The sequence below is a fragment of the Prevotella multiformis DSM 16608 genome (assembly GCF_000191065.1).
In the GTDB taxonomy this organism is placed as follows: domain Bacteria; phylum Bacteroidota; class Bacteroidia; order Bacteroidales; family Bacteroidaceae; genus Prevotella; species Prevotella multiformis.
Map to the genome: position 1 here is coordinate 1149600 of NZ_GL872283.1, position 15877 is coordinate 1165476.

Sequence of the window (15877 nt, forward strand, 5' to 3'; positions counted from 1 at the left end):
ACTGACCCATGATTTGTCCGTTAGGGAAAGGTTTGCTGACAGCAGCTTTCAGATTTCACCTCACGAAGCCTCACCCAGTTGTTCTCGCATGACTCCCGCTGTCCGTACTTGCTCGGAACTTGAAACTCAGGCAGTGCTCATGCCGAGCATGCAACAAAAACAGGGACGCACCCTTTCGTACGTCCCTGAGTAACTGACTGACAATCCTTCTCTACGGTCCGGGGAACTCCCCGGTGTCTTACAACGACATTTCGCAGAGACATCCCATAGGCAGACTTCTTACCAATGGTTCTTCCGTCATAAACACAGACACCAGTTGGGCAGAGCGTATAGTTTTCATATAAGTGACCTAAAACGCCCTTCTGCTGGCTTCCTAATTCTGGGCGAACAGCCACTATATGCTTCTTGAAAAGAGTGTTGCAGGCTGTACGACCGAGGGAAGAGGCAGAGTATGCCGTAGAAAGCACAAGACGCCAGAAGCCGACAGCATCTTATCGTGACGATATGCCTACATGGAATTTACAGGACACACCTAAAGTTTCTCCATGAACCATTCAGCAACCTGACGCAACAGATGGTTGCGTGTGTTGCCACCATAGATAGAGTGGTTGCGGTTCGTATAATAATTCTCCTTGAAGTCCTTGTCTGCCTGAACCAGTGCCTCAGAATATTCAAAACTATTCTGCGGATGAACATTGTCATCGGCCATGCCATGGCAGATCAGCAGTCTGCCGTGCAGCTTCCCGGCACGGTTGATGGGATTGACGGCGTAACCGGAAGCATTCTCCTGCGGTGTACGCATATACCGTTCCGTATAGACGGAATCGTAGAACCGCCAGTCGGTCGGCGGTGCAATGGCTACGCCCGCCTTGAACACATCACGTCCCTCGCTCATGCTCATCAGGGTATTGAAACCGCCGAAGCTCCAGCCCCAGATACCGATACGTGCTGCATCGACATACGGCTGTCTGCCCAGCCACAGGGCCGCCTCCACCTGGTCCTTCGACTCCAGATCGCCGAGCTTCAGATAAGTACACTTTTCAAACTCTGCTCCCCTCGCACCTGTGCCGCGGCCGTCCACCGTCACTACGATGTAGCCTTTCTGTGCCAGGTAATAATCGAACATACCGCCGTTGCCCATCGAACCGACACCCCAGCTGTCAACCACCTGCTGGCTGCCCGGCCCGCTGTACTGGTGCATGATGACCGGATACTTCTTCTTTGCATCGAATCCGGCGGGTTTCACCATCCATCCGTTGAGCTTCACTCCCTCGGATGTCGTAAATGTGAAGAATTCAACACCGCCGTTGCCATACTTCGCAAGTTTCGTCTGCAGTTCGTCATTGTTCAGCACTTCGCGTACCTCCTTGCCCTTGTTGTCATAGATAGCATAGACGTAAGGATGGTAACGATCGCTCCATGTATTGAGGAAGTATCTGTAATCACCGGAGAACGCAGCGGCATTCCAGCCTGCATGGGCAGAAAGGCAAGTCAGCCTGCCGGACTTGTCGGCGACATAGACCTCCCGCTGCATCGGCTTGCGGGCAGCTGCCTGGAAGTAGGTGCTGCCGGTCTTATCATCATATCCATAGATTTCCGTCACGTCATAGTCGCCCTTGTCTATCTGGCGCAGTAGCTTTCCTTCTTTGCTGTATAAATAAAGGTGCATATAGCCGTCACGGTCGGAAGGCAGCAGAATGTAATCTTTCATGATTCTGATGCCTTCCATCGCTTCTTCCTTCACATACTTGGGCACACGCTCCCTGATCAGCAGCCGGCACGCTCCTGTCTTGGGATTGGCAGCATAGAGATTCAGTTCGTCCTGGTGCCGGTTCATCGTATAGAGAATGATCCTGTCTGCATCAGCAGTCGTCTTGATGCGGGGGATATAACCATCCGCTGCCAAAGGTAGGTCATACTTGCGCACACTGCCGTCACTTAACGAATACGCCCATGCGCTTACCTGTGAATTGTCCTCTCCGGCTTTCGGATATTTGTAGCTGTATTCTCCAGGATAAGTCTCATACTTATTGAATGCAGGATGCGAGCCTTTGAAAAACTGCAGGGAATAGGTCTTCACCTTGCTTTCATCGTACCTGATCCAGCTCAACGTCTTGCTGTCAGCGCTCCATGCAAGTGCGTTGTTAAAGCCGAACTCCTCCTCGTTCACCCAGTCGGGCAGACCGTTGATGACCTTGTTGAACGCACCGTCAGCGGTGACCTGTCTGACATTCTCACCATCCGTGATGTAGATGTTGTTCTTATGGACGTATGCAATCTGCCGCCCGTCAGGCGAAAAAACAGGTATCTGTTCTGCCCCGTCTTTTGAAAGTTTCTTCAGTTGTTTCGTCTTCACTTCATAGAGATAGAAGTCTGCCGTAAACGAACGGCGATAGATGCGGTTGGTATTCGTCTGCAACAGCAGCCGGCATCCATCGGCCGAAATCTGATAGTCATCAAAAAACTTGAGCGGCCCGTCCTTGACATCGGAAAGGTCGAAGATGACACCGGTCGGTTTACCTGTTCTGAAGGAAAACTTCACCACCTGCCGGCCGTCGGCCGACACCTGTGCATATTCCGAAGTACCTTTCAGAGGATTGACACCCGAGATACGTTTCGCCCAGAATACGCCGCTGGTGATGTCTTTCAATGAAATCGGCTCTCCTGCCATCAGCTGGAGAGCTGTCAGCATAGCAGCACACATAAGGATTGTTCTTTTCATAAATTCAAGTTTTAACATCGCAAAAGTATAAAATAATCCGTAAATTTGCAAAAGAATGGAACAATATTATCGTGACTTCGGGAACTGGCTCCGCACCCAGTTTCCTTTCAGAGTACAGAAAATATCGGTCAATGCCGGCTTCACCTGTCCGAACCGGGACGGAAGGAGCGGGTACGGCGGCTGCATCTACTGCAACAACCAGACCTTCAATCCGGCTTACTGCGACAACGGAAAGAGCATTACACAGCAGCTTGAAGACGGCAAGCGGTTCTTCTCCGGAAAATACCCGGACATGAAATACCTTGCTTATTTCCAAGCCTATACCAACACTTACGGAAGCAACAACCGCCTCAAGGGCCTCTACGAGGAAGCACTTGCCGTGGAGGATGTCGTCGGACTCGTCATCGGAACACGGCCCGACTGCATCAACGACACCCTCTTAGACTATTTTGAAGAACTCAACCGCCGCACATTTCTCATCGTTGAATATGGCGTGGAAACCTGCAACGACAGCACACTGCGCCTCATCAACCGTGGACACGACTTCGCCTGTGCCCGCCAGGCTATAGAAAAGACCGCCCGCCGCGGCATCCGTACCGGTGCGCATATCATCCTCGGTCTGCCCGGTGAAGATGCAGAAGAGAGTCTCCGGCAGGCGCCAATCATTTCTTCTCTCCCCCTGACGACGCTGAAAATCCACCAGTTGCAGATCATCCGGGGTACCCGCCTTGCGAAAATGTATGCCGACCATCCCTTTCATCTTTACACCGTTGAGGAATATATCCGGCTCATTGCCGCCTACATCCGTCTGCTCCGCCCCGACCTCGTACTCGAGCGCTTCGTCAGCCAGAGCCCTGCCGACCTGCTCATTGCGCCCAGATGGGGGCTGAAGAACTATGAGTTTACCCACCGCCTGCACAATTATCTGAAAGGAATGCGGACAACACATGAATACGGACAATGTGTAAAGGAAGACCGAACACAGACCGAATAACGGAAGAACAGACGAAGCCATCAACGACTATGACAATCTGTCCCATTCGTCTGACACGATGTCACACAAAGGCCAAAGGCACAGGATTTGAGTGACAGACAATATAAAATAAAAAAACGAACACACTTCGATGCCTATAACCATAAGGCGGAAGAAGATATAGAAAGGAGACTGAAGAATGACATTTGAGAAATTTACAATTAAAGCACAGGAGGCTGTCCAGAGTGCAGTGAACACCGCACAGCGCAACGGGCAGCAGACCATCGAGCCGCTACATCTGCTTGCCGGCGTGATGGACAAGGGAAAGGATGTGACGAACTACGTCTTCCAGAAACTGGGGGTGAACGCACAGACCGTAGAGAATGCCGTCCAGAGCGAAATGAGCCATCTGCCGAAAGTATCGGGCGGCGAGCCTTATTTCTCCTCTGAAGCCAATCAGGTGATGCAGCGCACGTTGGACATCTCGCAGAAGATGGGCGACGAGTTCGTCAGTATCGAGCCGATGCTGCTGGCACTGCTGGCAGTCAACTCAACGGCAAGCCGGATCCTGAAGGATGCCGGATGTGCAGAGAAAGAGATGACGGCAGCCATCAACGACCTGCGACAGGGGCAGAAGGTACAGACACAGAGCGGTGACGAGAACTATCAGTCGCTGCAGAAATTTGCCCGCAACCTTGTCGAGGATGCCCGGGCAGGAAAGCTCGACCCGGTAATCGGACGTGACGAGGAAATCCGCCGTGTACTGCAGATACTGTCCCGCCGTACGAAGAACAACCCGATTCTCATCGGTGAACCGGGCACAGGAAAGACAGCTATCGTCGAAGGACTTGCCGAAAGAATCGTCCGCGGCGATGTGCCGGAAAACCTGAAGGACAAGCAGCTCTACTCGCTGGATATGGGGGCGATGCTCGCCGGAGCAAAATACAAAGGTGAGTTTGAGGAGCGGCTGAAGAGTGTCATCAAGGAGGTGACGAAGGCAGAAGGCAACATCATCCTCTTCATTGATGAAATCCACACGCTGGTCGGTGCAGGCGGCGGCGAGGGTGCCATGGATGCCGCCAACATCCTGAAGCCGGCTCTGGCACGTGGCGAACTGAGGGCCATCGGTGCGACAACATTGAACGAGTACCAGAAATATTTCGAGAAGGACAAGGCCCTGGAGCGTCGTTTCCAGACTGTCATGGTGGATGAGCCGGACGAGCTGGATGCCATCTCCATCCTCCGCGGACTGAAGGAACGCTACGAGAACCACCATAAGGTACGTATCCAGGACGATGCCTGCATTGCGGCCGTGAAGCTCTCAGAGCGTTACATCTCCGACCGTTTCCTGCCCGACAAGGCCATCGACCTGATGGACGAGGCAGCTGCCAAGCTGCGCATGGAGCGCGATTCTGTACCCGAGGAACTGGACGAGATAACCCGCCGGCTGAAACAGCTCGAGATTGAGCGTGAGGCCATCAAGCGGGAAGACGACACCGAGAAGATCGCACAGCTCGACAAGGAGATTGCCGAACTCAGGGAACAGGAGCACAGCTTCCGTGCAAAATGGGAAGGCGAACGTGCCCTGGTGAACAAGATTCAGCAGGACAAGCAGGAGATGGAAAACCTCAAGTATGAGGCCGACCGTGCCGAGCGTGAGGGCAACTACGAGCGTGTCGCTGAGATCCGCTACTCGAGGCTGAAACAGCTGGAAGACGACATAAAGAACATCCAGCAGCAGCTGCAGGCCACGCAGGGCGGACAGGCCATGGTGCGTGAGGAGGTTACCGAGGACGACATCGCCGAGGTAGTTAGCCGCTGGACAGGCATTCCTGTCACGAAGATGCTGCAGAGCGAGAAGGACAAGCTGCTCCATCTGGAGGACGAACTCCACAAGCGTGTCATCGGACAGGACGAGGCCATCACGGCCGTGGCAGATGCCGTACGCCGTTCACGTGCCGGCCTGCAGGATCCGAAGAAACCTATTGCATCGTTCATCTTCCTCGGAACAACGGGTACAGGTAAGACCGAACTGGCAAAGGCATTAGCTGACTATCTTTTCAACGACGAGTCAATGATGACGCGGATTGACATGAGCGAGTATCAGGAGAAATTCAGCGTCACACGACTTATCGGTGCGCCTCCGGGGTACGTAGGCTACGATGAAGGAGGCCAGCTGACCGAGGCCGTACGCCGCAAACCTTACTCGGTCGTGCTCTTCGACGAGATAGAAAAGGCGCATCCCGACGTGTTCAACATCCTCTTGCAGGTACTGGACGACGGACGGCTGACGGACAACAAGGGGCGGACGGTGAACTTCAAGAACACGATTATCATCATGACGTCCAATCTGGGGTCGCAGTATATCCAGCAGCAGTTCGAGAATCTCACCGATTCCAACCGTGAGGAAGTCATCGAAAAGGCGAGGACTGCCGTAATGGAAATGTTGAAGAAGACCATCCGTCCGGAGTTCCTCAACCGTATCGACGAGACCATCATGTTCCTGCCGTTGACAAAGGAGCAGATCGGAGGTGTCGTACGGCTGCAGCTGGAGCGTGTGAAGGCTATGCTCGAACCACAGGGTATCAACCTCCAGTGGACCGACCCTGCCATCAGCTATCTGGCCGGGGTAGGCTACGATCCGGAGTTCGGCGCACGTCCCGTCAAGCGGGCTATCCAGCGGTATGTGCTGAACGACCTCAGCAAGTCTCTGCTTTCAGGCAGTGTCAACCGTGACAAGCCGGTCATCATCGACTGCTTCGGCGAGGGACTGACCTTCAGGAACTAAGCATTCACAGCATCCTCTTCTCAAGGTGGGAGAGGTGCCGAAAGCAGAGAACAGAGACATATAGTAAAATCATACAAGACAAAGCGGGAGAAGTCCGGAATGGACTTCTCCCGCTTTGTCTATATGGGGTGGGATGTCTTCTAATACTTATAATCCTTTGCCAGTCCGCCTGCACTCGTCTCTTTGTACAGTGACGGAATGTCGTGCCCGGTCTGCTTCATCACCTCCACTACCCGATCGAACGACACGCGGTGGTGGCCGTCGCTGAACGAGGCATACAGCTGTGCATCCAAGGCGCGGCAGGCAGCAAAAGCATTGCGCTCGATACAGGGAATCTGCACCAGACCGCAGACGGGGTCGCAGGTCATGCCCAGATGATGTTCAAGCCCCATCTCCGCAGCATACTCAATCTGTGAGGGCGTACCGCCGAACAACTGGCAGGAGGCGGCCGAAGCCATGGCACAGGCCACACCGACCTCGCCCTGACAGCCTACCTCCGCACCGGAAATCGACGCATTGTACTTCACGACATTGCCGAAGAGACCGGCCGTCGCCAGAGCGTGCAGTATTTTCGTCTCGGAAAACTCGTGTCCTTTCGCCAGATGATAGAGGACTGCCGGCACGACCCCGCAGGCCCCGCAGGTGGGAGCTGTGACGATCGTCCCGCCCGAGGCATTCTCCTCGCTGACAGCCAATGCGTATGCGTAAACCATCCCACGGCTCTGCAGGGACGGTTTGTAACCGCGCGCCCTTATGTAGTAAGTAGGGGCTTTGCGTGCGAGGTTCAATGGTCCGGGCAATGCACCCTCACTGTCAAGACCACGCTCGACAGCCGCCTGCATGGCATGCCACACCTCACGCAGATAATCCCAGAAATCATCGGTCTCGCATTGTTTCACATATTCCCAGTAGCCCCGTCCATGATGTTCGCACCAGGACTGGATGTCCTTGAGCGTGTGCAGGTCGTATACAGAATCCTGATGGAAACAGTCGCCTGTAGCCTTTCCCTCCGACAGAGCACCGCCGCCGATGCTGTAGACCGTCCATTCGTCTTCTATTTTCTGATGGCTATCATACGCACGGAACACCATGCCGTTGGGATGATAAGGCAGGAACACCTCCGGTTCCCATTTGATTTCCACCGGGGCTACCGGCTTCAACACGTCGATGACGGCCTTGTCCGTCATGTGTCCCCTGCCCGTAGCAGCCAGACTTCCATACAGTGTCACCTCGAAACGCGCTGCCTCCGGATGACGGCCGGCGAAGATGACGGCGGCCCGCTGCGGCCCCATCGTATGGCTGCTCGACGGTCCTTTTCCTATTCTGAATATTTCTCTCAGTGATTCCATACCGGTTTACCCTTCAATACCTCTTTTACTCTATTGTGCTGCAAAATTACGAAAAAAACCGCAACGAGACGGTATACGACACATAAATTATCAGGCAGACATTTAAGGGGAAACCTTTCACCGTCGCAACTTTTTCAGTAACTTTGCAGCCATCATTTCATAGCTACCAACAGTGAAAACAATGGAAAAAAAAGACCATATCGACCGTGCGCTGGTTTTCATGGAAAATCTCGAGAAGCTCGGCGAGCAGTTACGCAACGCGCAGCAGCAGCTGATATTGACGATGGAGCACATGCTTGCAATGGAACAGAACCACCAGACGGACACGGATGAGTACCGTGAGCAGGAAAGGCACTGCAGAAATCTTCATGCAATAGTCGACAAGTGGCAGCCGGTCTATGAGGAGAAGATGGAGATGCTGAAAGAGGTCAAAAGAGCAGCCGGGAAATAAACAGACAATATATGGAGAAAGAGAAGAAGAAAGACAAGGGCGGCATGATGAGTGTCATTGCCGCTCTGGGTGCCAACGTACTGGTAGCCATATCGAAGTTCGTGGGATTTGCCGTCTCCGGGTCGGCCGCCATGCTGAACGAATCGATCCACAGCATCGTGGACTGCGGCAATGAGCTGCTCCTGCTGGTGGGCAACCGGCAGGCAGAAGCGAAAATCAGCGAACGGCATCCGTTCGGGCAGGCACGGGCGAAGTATTTTTACAGCATGGTCGTCGCCATGATGCTCTTCTTCGCCGGCGGCGCGCTGGGCATCATGGAAGCGGCACAGAAGCTGTTCCATCCGGAGCACAGCGTGGAGAACACATGGCTGGTCATGGCGATTCTCCTCTTCGGACTGATGGTGGAAAGTGCCAGCCTGCACGTCGCTTTCAAGGAAATAAAGGAGCTGAACAAAGACCGACTGCCGCTCTGCCGGTTTCTGCGGGAGAGCCGTCACAGCGAAATCCTCATCATCTTCGCCGAAGACAGCTGCGCCGTCGTCGGTCTGCTGATAGCTCTGGCAGGCACGCTCCTGAGCCATTTCACAGGCAATCCGTTCTACGATGCACTGTCGGGCGTGCTGATCGGCATACTGCTCTGTGCGGCGGCACTTCTCCTTGCGCGCGAGTTCTACAGTCTGCTCATCGGCGAGAGTGTCACGGAGAAAGACCTGGCCCGACTCAAAGGCTCGTTCAACCGGCCGGAAGTCGACCGGCTCATCAACATCAAGACCATCCATCTGAGTCCTACGGACATCCTCGTCACGGCAAAGATTGACGTGAGAGACGAGTACGAGACCCGGACACCAGAACTGATCAATGACATCGAACGGCATATACGTGCGGCTTTCCCGGCCTACAACATTTACATTTATATTGAGACGGATAAATACCGGGAAGATTACAAACGGTGAAGAGGATGGGGCTGTACCAAAAGTTCATAGGACAGTCAAAGCAGGGACAGACATCCCCGCCTCTGTCTGCAAACAGCTCCTCCGTAATGCAGTCCGACAAAACTCAAGCGACATGATTTGACCGTCAACACCACTGGTGTTTACCGCCAACACGATAGGTGACAGGCATCGGCACATCTGCAGGAAAGGCCTGTCCAATCCTGTCACTGTCATATACTGTAAAATGGCAATGGACACTTATTCAAGTTTCCATTGCCATTTCTTCATGTCGACACATCCGTTCGGACGGAAGGTGATGCCCTCCGCTTCCAACAGTCGGCGTTGCTCCTGCCAGCCGGGAACCGTGCGTCCGGCGCTGTTGACGACCCTGTGGCAGGGTAGTCCGTCGCTCTCCGCCGCCCCATGCAACACGCTTCCAACCAGACGGCAATGAGTGGGATGACCCGTAAGCCAGGCCACCTGACCGTAGCTAAGTACCCTCCCACGAGGGATAGATGCCACAATGCTATATACGTCCTTGCGGAACGAAGCGATGTCTACTGCCACCAGAAATTCAAAGGAGGCTGACGGAAGGTTGTTACCTTATTATTTTCAAATCCTTACAGGGACGGCACAGAGGCCGTCTGTAAGGACGTATATGTTCAGAGTTCAGCCTCAACAGCCTTCCGCACTTCCTTGAGGTCGACTGTCGGCTCGAAGCGGGCTACCACCTCGCCGTTGCGGTTGACGAGAAACTTAGTGAAGTTCCACTGGATGTCGTTCTGCTTGCGGGGTTCCGTGTTCGCCTTGTTGTACAGGTCCTCCATAATGGCGGCCAACTTCGCCTCGTAACCACCACCGGCATACCCCTTCTCACTCTTCAGCCATGTATAGAGGGGCAGCTCGTTCGCACCGTTCACCTCGCTTTTCTTGAACTGCGGGAAGTCCGCACCGAATTTCATCGTACAGAACTCATGGATTTCCTCATCCGTACCGGGAGCCTGATGGCCGAACTGGTCGCAGGGAATGTCAAGGATTTCCAGTCCCTTGTCCTTCAGGCTGTGGTACATAGCCTCCAGATCTTCATACTGCGGGGTGAAGCCGCAGCCGGTTGCCGTATTGACGATGAGCAGAACCTTCCCCTTGTATATTCCGAGACTTACCTCGTTGCCTTTCTTGTCTTTCAGATTGAAATCGTAAACTGTTGCCATAATTCTTTTCCTTGTTTAATTCTAATAGTGTTTTCTTATCATCCAAATATCCAACAGAACCGTTCCTATACCGAACCCACATCCAGACACAGAGCATTCATGCCCTGAATGCTGCACAAATTCGTACATAGTAATTTTTCCAATTTCTGTTTGATGCTGCAAAGATAGGACAAAGTCATTACACCGCTGACGATTACGGTCAGATTTAACATCATTTCGCAGCAGATCTCAATTTACACCATCACTGTTAAGCCGACTTAACAGTCTGTCCGTTTCCTGCAATTACGGAAGCTGGGGCTGCCTGACTGCACATCCGCCCGTCATTTTCTGGACAATATAGAAGAAAAAGAAAAACGCCCGGGATTCCAACAGGATACCCGGGCGCCATAGCATTTGAGAAACTCAAAGGAGCTGCCACTATGCTGCAGCTGCAATCCACTCATATACGAAGCTGCATACACCGAAGAGGAGAATGCCGGCCATGCAGACCGCCAAAGCGAACTTGGTGTTGCAGTCGCTTCTGAAGGCCGGCAGCGGATTGTCGGTGCGGACAATGTACATCGCCTTGACAATCTTCAGATAGTAGTAGAGTGAGATGACCGTGTTGATCAGTGCGATGAAGACCACGGCGTATGCCCATGCGCCCATCGTCGTGTTGATGTCTGCTCCGTTGACACCTGACATGAATACGAAGAACTTGGAGAACATTCCTGCAAACGGAGGGATACCGCCGAGTGAGAACATGGCCAGCGTCATCAGGAAACTGAGACGCGGATTGGTCCGGTAGAAGCCGTTATAGTCGCTGATATTGGTCTTTCCGCCATTGTTCTGCTCTACGACACTGATAATCGTGAAAACCGCCATGTTGGCCACGATGTAAATCAGGACATAGTAGCTCAAGGCAGTGACCGAGTTCGCCCAGTCGTTGCCGATGGCTGCCAGCATGATATAGCCGGCCTGCGAAATGGAACTGAAAGCCATGAAGCGTTTCAATTCACCCTGCCGTACTGCAAAGAGGTTGGCAATGGTGATGGAAAGCACCACAACGATCATCAGCAGCACGTGCCAGTAGACCATGATACCGCCGAAGACATGGAAGAGAATGCTCAGCAGCGTAAAGGCTGCAGCTCCCTTGGAAATGACGCTCAGATAGCCGGTAACAGTTGTCGGCGCACCCTGATAGGTATCAGCCGTCCAGAAGTGGAACGGCACGAGGGAGATCTTGAAGCCGAGACCGCTGAAGAAGAAGACAAGTCCCATGATGGTCAGCGGAGTTGCCTGCATCTTTGCAGCAACAACGTCTGCAAAGTAGAGTGTACCGAACTCACCGTACAGAAAGCTGATGCCATAAATCATCACGCCACTTGAAAAGGTGGCCGTCAGGATGAACTTGGCAGCAGCCTCGGCAGAGTTCTTACGGTACATATCGAAGGCTACGGCACATGCCAAAGGTACGGACGCCATCTCGAGTCCGAGGAAGAACATCAGGAAGTTTCCAGCACTCATCATGGCAAACATACCCAGAAGTGTCGAGACAATGAGCATATAAAATTCGCCTTCCTTGCCGCCCTTCGCCGCCCATACACGGCTCTGCAGGACAACGATGAAGGTTCCCATGGAAAGAATGGCCTTCATGACGTTGACGGCAGAAGACGTAACGTACATACCGCCGAACGCCGTCTGTGCTTCCATTGGAAGCAGGCATACGAACGTATTGAGCAAAAGGAGCACAGAAGCCAGCGGATTGAACCACCTGCGCTCTTCAGTCTTTGCCGTTGCGAAGTCGGCAACGAACAAAACTATCAGGATGGCAACGAGACTTGCCTCCGGAATCATCTTAAAGAAATCACTATAATTCATTTCGCCAGTTTGTTAAAGATTACCCAGTGTTGGTACATATGCGATGATATGGTCGAAGATAGGATGAACGGCATCGATGATCATGTTCTCGAAGAAGAGCGGACAAAGTCCCAGCCCTGCAACGCAGAAAATCAAGGCGCCGACCGCAAAGCGTTCGTCCCATGTGGCATCGTGCAGCTCATAGAACTTCTTGTTAGGTATCGCCTGGAAGAGAATCTTTCCGACAACGCGGAGAATGTAGACCGCCGTGATGACGATGGCCGTACAGGAAATGATGGTGGCCACACGATGGAACATGCCGGCATTCTCGAATGAACCTACGAAGATGGTCATCTCGGCAACGAAACCGGAGAAGCCCGGCAGACCGAGGTTGGCCAGGCCGGCAACAACGTATGATACGGCGAGGAACGGAATGACCTTCATCAGACCGCCGAGGTAGCGGACATCACGTGTTCCGGCACGGTGGTAGATCATACCGATGCAGGCGAAGAACAGGGCTGTCATCAGACCGTGAGAGAGCATCTGCAGGATGGCTCCCGTAATGGCGGTCTGGGTCATCATCAACAATGCGAAGAGCACCATGCCGCAATGGGACACTGAAGAGTAGGCATTGATGTATTTCAGGTCAGTCTGTACACAGGCTGACAGGGCGCCATAGACGACGGAGATAGTCGTCAGCACGAGGAATACCGGTGCCCATGTCTGCAAAGCATCCGGCATCAGGAACATCGCAATACGCAGACAGCCATAGCCACCGAGCTTCATCAGCACGCCCGCATGGAGCATGGAAACAGCCGTCGGGGCAGAAGCATGACCGTCAGGAGACCATGTGTGGAACGGGAACAGCGCGCCGAGCACACCGAAGCCGATGAATACAAAGGGAAAGAAGATGTTCTGTGCGTTCTTGGGCATGGCATGCATACGTGCCAGCTCGGTGACATCCATTGTGGTGGCACCGCTGAAATAGTAGATGCCGAGAATACCGAGTATCAAAAGGGCTGATCCGCCCATCAGCATCAGGGTAAGCTTCATGGCCGAATATTCCTTCGGGCCTGTTCCCCATACGCCGATGAGGAGGTACATCGGGATAAGGGCCACCTCATAGAACATGAACATCGTGAACATATCCGTAGAGATAAAGAAGCCGAACACGCCGGAAGCAAGAAGGACGAACCAGAGGAAGTACTCCTTCTTCATCGGTTCGAGCTGCCAGCTGGCGAACGTTCCTGTGAAAACAATGACTGCTGAAAGCAGAATCATGACGACAGAAATCCCGTCTACACCTACCGAGAAGGCAATGTTCAGCGGTTTGAACCACATTACGGAGTTCGCCAGCAGCATCGCATCATGATTACCTGCGTTGCGCTGCTGGACAAAATAGACAGTCAGCCAGATGGCACCTACCAGAAGTGCCGTAGATCCAGCCACCATCAAACCGCGTACCTGATTATCGTTCTTGGCAACCCAAAGGCCGCAGAGCATCAGGACGGGGATAATTACAAATACAGTTAATATCCAACTCATTTCTTTAAATCAAGCAAAGTAATACCAATGTTAATGCTACTGTACCGGTGATGAACCATACGGCATACTGGCGGACATCGCCACTCTGCCAGGAACGGATGGACTCTCCGGCCTCCTGCGTACCCCAGGCCATGAAATTGAATGTACCGTCGATGACGTGGCGGTCGAACCAGGCGATGGGAATGGAGAAACAGCGGAACACGATCTTGTGTGTGAAGAACTGCCAGGCATCATCAATATAGAATCTGTTGAGGGCAGCCTTGTGCAGGCGTGGGAATGTACGCTGCAAGGCATCAGCAACAGGCTGCTGCTTGCCGGCATACATCCAGGTGGCAAGCGCAATGCCGATGACGGCCGCAATGATACTGGTCGTGGCAATGCTCCAGTCGATGTGGATGTCATAGTTCAGTCCGTTGGCACTGACAAAGTGGCCGAATGGAATCCAGCCCGCACAGACTGAAACGGCTGCGAGGAATACCAGCGGCCCCCACATGACGAAAGGAACTTCCTGCGGACGACGGCGGTTCTCGGGGTCCTGCTCGTAATATGAGCTTCCCCAGAAGATGACATAGTAAAGCCGGAACATATAGAATGCTGTCATGCCGGCCACGATGGTCATGATCCATTTCAACGCCTGACCTTCAACACCCGGCAGCGCATTGCAGGCGGAGATGATCTCATCCTTCGAGAAGAAGCCTGCAAAAGGAGGAATTCCGGCGATTGCCAGACAGCCGATCAGGAAACAGATGTTGGTAATCGGCATGTACTTGTGCAGTCCGCCCATATACTCCTTGAAGTTGCTGCCGATGATGACAATGATTGCACCAGAGCAGAGGAAGAGCAGTGCCTTGAACATGGCATGGGTGAAGAGGTGGAACATGGCAGCCATATAACCGAGGCCGCCATGATGGAGATACTCGGCACTGTTGAACGAACCGTTCCTGCTGTCATAGAAGCAGACACCCAGTGCAACGAGCATATAAGCGATCTGCGAGATGGTAGAGAAAGCCAGACCTCGCTTGATGTCACGCTGTGCGCAGGCTACCGCAGCGGCATAGAAGGCGGTGAACGCCGCAATCCACGCAATCCAGTGAAGCTGTTCCTGCGCACCGAACTGTACGTATATCGGCAGCAGTGAAGCGACCTGGAACACACCGGCAACGACCATGGTGGCCGCATGAATCAAGGCAGAAACCGGCGTCGGACCCTCCATGGCATCCGGCAGCCAGATGTGCAGCGGGAACATGGCCGACTTACCGGCACCACCGATGAACATCAGGAAAAGTGCCGTCGGCAGTACCCAGGCAAGTGCCGGATTAGCGGCCAATGCCGTCAGCTTTCCGACAAGACCGGGATTGACATTGAGATCGTAGTTGAATGTTCCTACATAGAAGCTGAAGAACAGGATACCGATCAGGAAGAACAGGTCAGCGAAACGTGTGACGATAAAAGCCTTCTTGCTGGCGTGTACCGCCGTATGCTTCGGATAATAAAAGCCGATCAGCAGATAAGAGCATACACCCACCAGCTCCCAGAACAAATACATCTGGAAGATATTGGTAGCCACCACGAGTCCGAGCATGGACATCGTGAAAAGCGACAGGTAAGCATAGAAACGCTGGAAGCCGTGCTCATACTCCTCGAACTTATAGTGCTCATCCCGTTCGGCCATATAACCGAACGAATAGATGTGAACCATGAAGCTGACGGTGGTAATGACAATCAGCATCATCACACTGATAGGCGAAAGGCGCAAGCCAATATTGAAGGTCAACAGCTCTGTAAACTTCAGCCAGGTGAGGTTGAAAGTCGTAACAGTCGGGTACACACCACTTGCCAGACGGCCGTCAGTCACGTTGAAAGTCTCGCCCATGGCCGCATATTCGCCGGTATAGAAGAAATAGCGATAAGCGGTATAAAGGCTGAGCGCAAACAGCATACCCACCACACAGGTGCCGATGATACCGGCGACCTTGCGAGGCATCTTCATTCCGAACAATCCGAGTACAATCGCACTCAGGAACGGGAGAAGAAGTATCAAAAATGCGTAGTCAAACATATTTGTTT

At 53.1% G+C, this 15877-nt stretch carries 11 protein-coding genes; 4 read left to right on the forward strand and 7 right to left on the reverse strand.

Going from position 1 to position 15877, the window contains the following annotated elements:
• Window positions 1-532: 532 nt before the first annotated feature.
• Entirely contained in the window at window positions 533-2722 is a 2190-nt protein-coding gene (locus HMPREF9141_RS10030) for a S9 family peptidase (RefSeq protein ID WP_257009598.1), read from the reverse strand.
• A 55-nt stretch (window positions 2723-2777) separates the two neighbouring features.
• Here HMPREF9141_RS10030 and mnmL point away from each other — a divergent pair, with 55 nt between their 5' ends.
• On the forward strand, window positions 2778-3716 hold the full coding sequence (gene mnmL, locus HMPREF9141_RS10035) for a tRNA modification radical SAM protein MnmL/YtqA (RefSeq protein ID WP_007368620.1): 939 nt from the start codon (window positions 2778-2780) through the stop codon (window positions 3714-3716).
• 178 nt (window positions 3717-3894) lie between these two features.
• Window positions 3895-6483: an ATP-dependent chaperone ClpB gene (gene clpB, locus HMPREF9141_RS10040; RefSeq protein WP_007368621.1), complete on the forward strand. Its 2589-nt coding sequence runs from the start codon at window positions 3895-3897 to the stop codon at window positions 6481-6483.
• A gap of 140 nt (window positions 6484-6623) precedes the next feature.
• Here the strand turns inward: clpB and HMPREF9141_RS10045 are convergent, their stop codons facing one another.
• The gene (locus tag HMPREF9141_RS10045) at window positions 6624-7832 is read right to left on the reverse strand and encodes an L-serine ammonia-lyase (protein WP_007368622.1); all 1209 of its coding nucleotides are present in this window, start codon (window positions 7830-7832) and stop codon (window positions 6624-6626) included.
• Window positions 7833-8013: 181 nt separating this feature from the next.
• On the opposite strand from HMPREF9141_RS10045, the gene HMPREF9141_RS10050 reads away from it, so the two are divergent.
• Together HMPREF9141_RS10050 and HMPREF9141_RS10055 are read left to right on the forward strand one after the other, a co-directional pair.
• On the forward strand, window positions 8014-8283 hold the full coding sequence (locus HMPREF9141_RS10050) for a hypothetical protein (RefSeq protein ID WP_007368623.1): 270 nt from the start codon (window positions 8014-8016) through the stop codon (window positions 8281-8283).
• An 11-nt stretch (window positions 8284-8294) separates the two neighbouring features.
• The gene (locus HMPREF9141_RS10055; RefSeq protein ID WP_007368624.1) at window positions 8295-9236 is read left to right on the forward strand and encodes a cation diffusion facilitator family transporter; all 942 of its coding nucleotides are present in this window, start codon (window positions 8295-8297) and stop codon (window positions 9234-9236) included.
• A gap of 237 nt (window positions 9237-9473) precedes the next feature.
• On the opposite strand, the gene HMPREF9141_RS10060 is transcribed toward HMPREF9141_RS10055, so the two are convergent.
• The 5 genes from HMPREF9141_RS10060 to HMPREF9141_RS10080 form a co-directional block, all read right to left on the reverse strand.
• The gene (locus HMPREF9141_RS10060; RefSeq protein ID WP_004353523.1) at window positions 9474-9782 is read right to left on the reverse strand and encodes an MGMT family protein; all 309 of its coding nucleotides are present in this window, start codon (window positions 9780-9782) and stop codon (window positions 9474-9476) included.
• Window positions 9783-9877: 95 nt separating this feature from the next.
• Window positions 9878-10426: a glutathione peroxidase gene (locus HMPREF9141_RS10065; RefSeq protein WP_007368625.1), complete on the reverse strand. Its 549-nt coding sequence runs from the start codon at window positions 10424-10426 to the stop codon at window positions 9878-9880.
• Window positions 10427-10843: 417 nt separating this feature from the next.
• Window positions 10844-12286 carry an NADH-quinone oxidoreductase subunit N gene (locus HMPREF9141_RS10070; protein ID WP_007368627.1) on the reverse strand — a complete coding sequence of 481 codons (1443 nt, stop codon included), beginning with the start codon at window positions 12284-12286 and terminating at the stop codon, window positions 10844-10846.
• A 12-nt stretch (window positions 12287-12298) separates the two neighbouring features.
• Entirely contained in the window at window positions 12299-13810 is a 1512-nt protein-coding gene (locus HMPREF9141_RS10075; RefSeq protein ID WP_007368628.1) for a complex I subunit 4 family protein, read from the reverse strand.
• Between the two features lie 4 nt (window positions 13811-13814).
• Window positions 13815-15869 carry an NADH-quinone oxidoreductase subunit 5 family protein gene (locus HMPREF9141_RS10080; RefSeq protein ID WP_007368629.1) on the reverse strand — a complete coding sequence of 685 codons (2055 nt, stop codon included), beginning with the start codon at window positions 15867-15869 and terminating at the stop codon, window positions 13815-13817.
• Between the last annotated feature and the right edge of the window lie 8 nt (window positions 15870-15877).